Genomic DNA, 5120 nt, shown 5'->3' with positions numbered 1-5120 from the left:
GCATCCGCCTCCCCGCCTCCCTTGAGCCGGAACAGGCCATCGTCGCCGCGCACCAGCGACTCCTCCGGCGGATTGACCAGCTTGATGCGGCCGAGCGGCGTGGCGGTTCCAGGCTTGCCAACCGTGGTGATGGCCGAGACGGTGCCATCCTTGGCCACCGTCAGCGAGACATCCGGCGGAATGGCAATTGGCCCCGCATCCCCGAGGACATTGATGCCGGCTTGCGTCTGCAGCACGCCGTTCTCGCTGATCTTGAAGCTGCCGTTGCGGGTATACGCTTCGGAGCCGTCTTCCAGCTGCACTGCAATCCAGCCCTTGCCCTGCACGGCCACGTCGAGGGCGCGCCCGGTGTTCTGGATGGGACCCGGCGTAAAGTCGCTGCCGACCGTGGCGTCGACCACGAAGGCGCGCGTCGGCAAGCCCTGCCCGATCACCGGGACCGCGCGGAACGAGTCGAGCTGCGCGCGGAATCCGGTTGTGGTCGCGTTTGCAAGATTGTGCGAAGTATTGGCCTGTTGTTCCAGGATATGCTTCGCGCCGGTCATCGCCGTGTAGATCAGCCGATCCATTCGTATCCTCCATCAATGCAGGCCTGCGCCCGCATCGATCATTCGCTCCATTACCTCAGGTTCACCAGCGTCTGCAGGACCTGGTCCTGCGTCTTGATGGTCTGCGCATTGGCCTGGAAGACGCGTTGCGCGGTGATCATGTTCACCAGTTCGGCGGTCAGGTCAACGTTGGAATCTTCCGTTGCCGACGACTGGATCAGGCCGAGGCGGCCCGAGTTCGGCGCGCCGACCAGCGCCACGCCGGACGCGTTTGATTCCGCCCACTGGTTGTTGCCGAGCGGTTGCAGGCCGTTCGGATTGCTGAAGTTGGCCAGCACGACCTGTCCGAGCGTAGACGTCTTGCCGTTGGTATAACGACCGGTAATCGTTCCGTCCGAACCGACATTGAAACCGGACAGGCGGCCCGAAGCGAAGCCATCCTGCGTGAGCGAGTTGACGCCGAACGCGGAGCCAAACTGGGTGGTGCTCGAGAAGTCCAGCGAAATGCCGGTCGCGCCATTGATCGGCGTGCCGGCGCCGTTGGTCAACGCGATACTGATGTTGCCGGGCGAGCCGCCCACCAGGTTACCCGCGGAGTCAAAGGTGATGGACGCGACAGGACCGGCAGCGATCGTGCCGGTGGCGCTGGTCGCATGCACATCCCATGCATTGGCTGCCGTCTTGCGGAAGTACAGCTGCACGACGTGCGAGTTACCCAGGCTGTCGAAGACCGTCACGGAGGTCGAGTTGTTGAACGTGGTCGGATCGGTGGCATTGAATGCGCCCGGGACCGTCGCGCGAGAATCCAGGTTCAGCAGCGCCTCGACTTCCACGGTTTCCTTCGGCGCCAGGTCGGCGGTGCTGATGCGCAGGTCAGTCGGCGAACCGGTCTGGAGCACACCTGTATTGCTGGCGACGAAACCAGTGAGGCGCCCAGCATCCGCGCTAACGAGATAGCCATCCTTGTCGATCTGGAACTGGCCATTGCGCGCATAGCTGATCGCGCCGTTCTTGTTCAGTCGGAAGAAACCGCCGCCGTTGATGGCCATGTCGAGCGAGCTGTTCGATGCCGTGATGTTGCCCTGGCTGAACTGCTGCGCGATCTGCGAGACGCGGGTACCGATGCCGGCGGTGCCGAGGCCGGACGTGCCGCTGAGCGAGTTCGCATAGACGTCGGCGAACTGGGTCACTGCCGACTTGAATCCCACCGTGTTGGCGTTGGCGATATTGTTGCCGATCGTTTCCAGCTGCTTCGACGCGCCGTTCAGACCGCTCAAACCTTGTTGAAAGCTCATTTGATTCTCCTTGATTCAGGCTATTCGGCGTCGGGCTTAGAGGATCTGCCGAACGTCAGTCATATTGAATTCACCAATACCCGGCAGGCTCAGCTTCACGCCTTGCGCATTCGAGCTCACGCTACCTACGGTGCCGAACGACAGTGCGGTCGCATCGATCTTTTCCGTGCCCATCGTTGCCTTCACCTTGAAGGTGTAATTCCCGTCGGGGGCAACCGCATCGGAATCCGTCTTGCCATCCCAGGCCACCGGCACAATGCCGGCCTTCTGGCTGCCGACGTCGATGGTGCGCACCACAGCGCCTTTCGAATCGGTGACCGTGACCTTGATGTTGTCCGCCGCTGCCGGCAACTCGATGCCGAATACCGACTTGCTTTCCGTCAGCTCGATCGTGGAACCCGGCACAAAGACGCCATGGCCGATCATACTTGCCGCCTGTACTGCCTGCCCCGTCTGGTAGCTGCTCATCAGGGACTGCATGGTCGTATTCAGCTTGTCGATACCGGTCACCGTCGACAGCTGCGCGAGCTGGCTCGTCACCTGCGCGTTGTCCAGCGGGTTGAGCGGATCCTGGTTACGCATCTGCGTCACGAGCAGGGTCATGAATCGGTCCTGCGCCGCATCCGACGTGGACTGTGTCGCCTTCTTGGCAGGATTCATGGCCGCCATCAGGTCGTCGATAGCCTTGTTTGGCTGGACGGTTGTCATTCAGTACCTCCTTACTGACCCAAGGTCAGCGTCTTGAGCAGCATGGTTTTCGCCGCATTCATGGTATCGACGTTATTCTGGTACGAACGCGATGCCGAAATCATGTTCACCATCTCCTCGACCACGTTCACATTCGGCCGGGCGACGTAACCATTTTCGTCCGCCTGCGGATGCTTGGGGTCGTACACCATTTTCGGCGGTGACGGATCCTCGACCACCTGCTGCACCTTGACGCCCGCTGCAGCGGGATTGGCCGTTGGCACCGCCTGGAACACCACCTGCTTGGAGCGGTAGGTCTGCCCAGTCGCACTGGTCGTGCTGTCGGCATTCGCAAGGTTACTGGCCACCGTATTGAGGCGCTGGCCTTGCGCGCTCATCGCGGAGCCCGCCACATTGAAGATATTAAAAAGCGACATGATTATTGCCCCTGAACCGCGGCAAGCAGCTTCTTGAGCTGTCCCGCCGCAAATGTGACGCCCGCCTCGTAGCGCAGGGCGTTGTCCGCAAACTGGCTGCGCTCGACATCCATGTCGACCGTGTTGCCATCGACACTGCCCTGCGCCGCGTTACGGTAAAGTACCGGCACGCCGCTGGCCGTCATTCCCGCGGCCTTGCCGGGAATATGCGCCGGTGCGGTCGTGGTCAGTCCGCCGTCGGCGGGCGCACCGGCCGTCGATACAGCCTGCTTCAGCGCAGCGCTGAAATCGATGTCACGTGCCTTGTAGTTCGGCGTATCCGCGTTGGCGATGTTCGATGCCAGCAACTGCTGCCGCTCTGCCCTCAGGCGCAGCGCGGATTGCTGGAAGTGCAAGGCCTCGTCGAGCTTTCCGATCATGGAGATCCCCGGAAAACACCATTGGCAAAAAGACAATCTGAGCCGATGATGGATTAATGTAGGCTTGATGATACGAAGCGCCCTGTCACCCCGATCGAACAATAAGACAAAAAAAGCATGCCCTATTCAGGCTTTTAATCCTTCCGCCGGCCGCTACCATTGAGCCTGCGATGAAATACCCTTCCACCATCCTGCCCCTGCTACTCGCCGCCCTGAACCTGGCTGCGGGCACCGCGCATGCGCAGCAGGCGCGCCAGGACCCGGCGGCGATCCGCGATACGGTCGAACAATTCCTGCGCACCCAGTCCTCCGGCCTGCCCGGCGAGGTGGAAATAACGGTTGGCCAGGTCGATGCGCGCACCAACCTGGCTACTTGTGCGGCGCCGCAGGCTTTCCTTCCCGGGGGAAGCAGGGTATGGGGGAAAACCACGGTCGGCGTCCGCTGCACTGCACCAGCACCGTGGACAATCTACGTCAGCGCAACAGTTAAAGTTATCGGTGAATACGTCGTCACGGCCGCCCCGCTGGCACAGGGCCAGACAGTCACCCTGAATGACCTCACCAAAGCAAAAGGCGATCTCACCGCCCTGCCGAGCGGGATCGTCACGGATCCAGCGCAGGCCGCAGGCAAGACCGTCACCGCATCACTTGCAGCCGGCACGCCGCTGCGCAACGACAGCCTGCGCGCACAGCAAGCCGTCCAACAGGGACAAACCGTGCGCGTGGTATCGAACGGACCCGGCTTCCGCGTGTCTACAGAAGCGAAAGCATTGAACAATGCAGCGGATGGCCAGGTCGCACAGGCCCGCACCACATCCGGCCAGGTCGTCAGTGGCGTGGCCAGGTCCGGGGGCGTGGTGGAAGTAACATACTGAAAACGATGCTTTTTCAGGAATACTCGATTAGGTGCTAAAGTTTCTGTAAATCAGGTCGATAAGAATGATGACAAGCAGTAGAAGACCAACCAGCCAAGGAAATTGCCGTGAAAATCGATGACTCCCTGAAAAAGACTGCGGGGTTGGGCGTAAATACAACGCCGGCCCGCGCGGGCAAAGGCGCCGACAAGGCGGGTGCCGTCAGCCAGGCACCGGCCGAGTCCGGCAAGGTACACCTGTCGTCGAAGCTGGAATCGCTCACCCAGATGGGCGGTAGCAGCGTATTCGACGCCAAGAAGGTGGAAGAGATCAAGGCCGCGATCGCCGAGGGCCGATTCCAGGTTGACGCAGAGAAAGTCGCCAATGGATTGCTCGACACGGTGAGCGACCTGATCCGCACTCGCAAGGCATAAGATTTCATGCAGAACCTCGGTCACAACCTGGCGCAAAACCTCGGAGAAGAGATTGGCGCAGCAAACTCCCTGCTCGCCCTGCTCAAGCAGGAACAGGAGTCCCTGATCAACGCCGACGTCGACGCGTTGCCGAAGCTGACCGAAGAAAAGACAAAGATTGTCGTCCGCATGAACGAACTGGCCCAGATCCGCCACAAGGCGCTGGGCAGCGCCGGTTTCGATGCGAATGAAACCGGCATGCAGAAATGGGTGGACAGCGCCGCCGGATCATCCGTGGCCGGCAAGTCGTGGAAAGAATTGCTGGACCTCGCCCGTCAGGCGAAAGAACTGAACCGCGTCAATGGCCTGCTGATCGGCCAGCACCTCGGCCGCACCCAGGCGGCACTGAACATCCTTCACGGTGCACCGCAAGGCGGCGCCATGTACGGTCCCAACGGCCAGTCGGC

Annotated in this window: 8 protein-coding genes; 3 read left to right on the top strand and 5 right to left on the bottom strand. The window is 61.3% G+C overall.

Annotated features, from left to right (window positions below; all coding sequences use genetic code 11):
* From AYR66_RS06760 to flgB, 5 genes are all read right to left on the bottom strand, one after another.
* Window positions 1–569, bottom strand: a 569-nt coding sequence (locus AYR66_RS06760; protein ID WP_088709648.1) for a flagellar basal body rod protein FlgF, incomplete at its 3' end; no start/stop codon positions are given.
* Between the two features lie 50 nt (window positions 570–619).
* Window positions 620–1843, bottom strand: coding sequence for a flagellar hook protein FlgE (gene flgE / locus AYR66_RS06755; RefSeq protein ID WP_088706884.1), 1224 nt, complete (start codon window positions 1841–1843; stop codon window positions 620–622).
* A gap of 36 nt (window positions 1844–1879) precedes the next feature.
* Window positions 1880–2551, bottom strand: a complete 672-nt coding sequence (gene flgD / locus AYR66_RS06750; protein ID WP_088706883.1) for a flagellar hook assembly protein FlgD — start codon at window positions 2549–2551, stop codon at window positions 1880–1882.
* 11 nt (window positions 2552–2562) lie between these two features.
* Window positions 2563–2967, bottom strand: a complete 405-nt coding sequence (gene flgC / locus AYR66_RS06745; protein WP_088706882.1) for a flagellar basal body rod protein FlgC — start codon at window positions 2965–2967, stop codon at window positions 2563–2565.
* 2 nt (window positions 2968–2969) lie between these two features.
* Complete coding sequence (gene flgB, locus AYR66_RS06740; RefSeq protein WP_088706881.1) at window positions 2970–3386, bottom strand: flagellar basal body rod protein FlgB; 417 nt, start codon at window positions 3384–3386, stop codon at window positions 2970–2972.
* 170 nt (window positions 3387–3556) lie between these two features.
* Between flgB and flgA the strand changes: the two genes are divergently transcribed.
* From flgA to AYR66_RS06725, 3 genes are all read left to right on the top strand, one after another.
* Window positions 3557–4261, top strand: coding sequence for a flagellar basal body P-ring formation chaperone FlgA (gene flgA / locus AYR66_RS06735; protein ID WP_088706880.1), 705 nt, complete (start codon window positions 3557–3559; stop codon window positions 4259–4261).
* Window positions 4262–4368: 107 nt separating this feature from the next.
* On the top strand, window positions 4369–4674 hold the full coding sequence (flgM, locus tag AYR66_RS06730) for a flagellar biosynthesis anti-sigma factor FlgM (protein ID WP_088706879.1): 306 nt from the start codon (window positions 4369–4371) through the stop codon (window positions 4672–4674).
* Window positions 4675–4680: 6 nt separating this feature from the next.
* Window positions 4681–5120 (top strand): flagella synthesis protein FlgN (locus AYR66_RS06725; protein ID WP_088709647.1); only part of this gene is annotated, 440 nt, incomplete at its 3' end.

The sequence above is a fragment of the Noviherbaspirillum denitrificans genome, assembly GCF_002211445.1.
In the GTDB taxonomy this organism is placed as follows: Bacteria; Pseudomonadota; Gammaproteobacteria; order Burkholderiales; family Burkholderiaceae_D; genus Noviherbaspirillum; species Noviherbaspirillum denitrificans.
Note: the sequence above shows the minus strand (reverse complement) of the source record. Positions and strands in the feature narration are given on the sequence as shown.

Bases quoted from the DNA above. Each gene is read 5' to 3' on its own strand.
- flgE (WP_088706884.1), bottom strand. From the start codon at position 1,843: ATGAGCTTTCAACAAGGTTTGAGCGGTCTGAACGGCGCGTCGAAGCAG.
- flgD (WP_088706883.1), bottom strand. From the start codon at position 2,551: ATGACAACCGTCCAGCCAAACAAGGCTATCGACGACCTGATGGCGGCC.
- flgB (WP_088706881.1), bottom strand. From the start codon at position 3,386: ATGATCGGAAAGCTCGACGAGGCCTTGCACTTCCAGCAATCCGCGCTG.
- flgA (WP_088706880.1), top strand. From the start codon at position 3,557: ATGAAATACCCTTCCACCATCCTGCCCCTGCTACTCGCCGCCCTGAAC.
- flgC (WP_088706882.1), bottom strand. From the start codon at position 2,967: ATGTCGCTTTTTAATATCTTCAATGTGGCGGGCTCCGCGATGAGCGCG.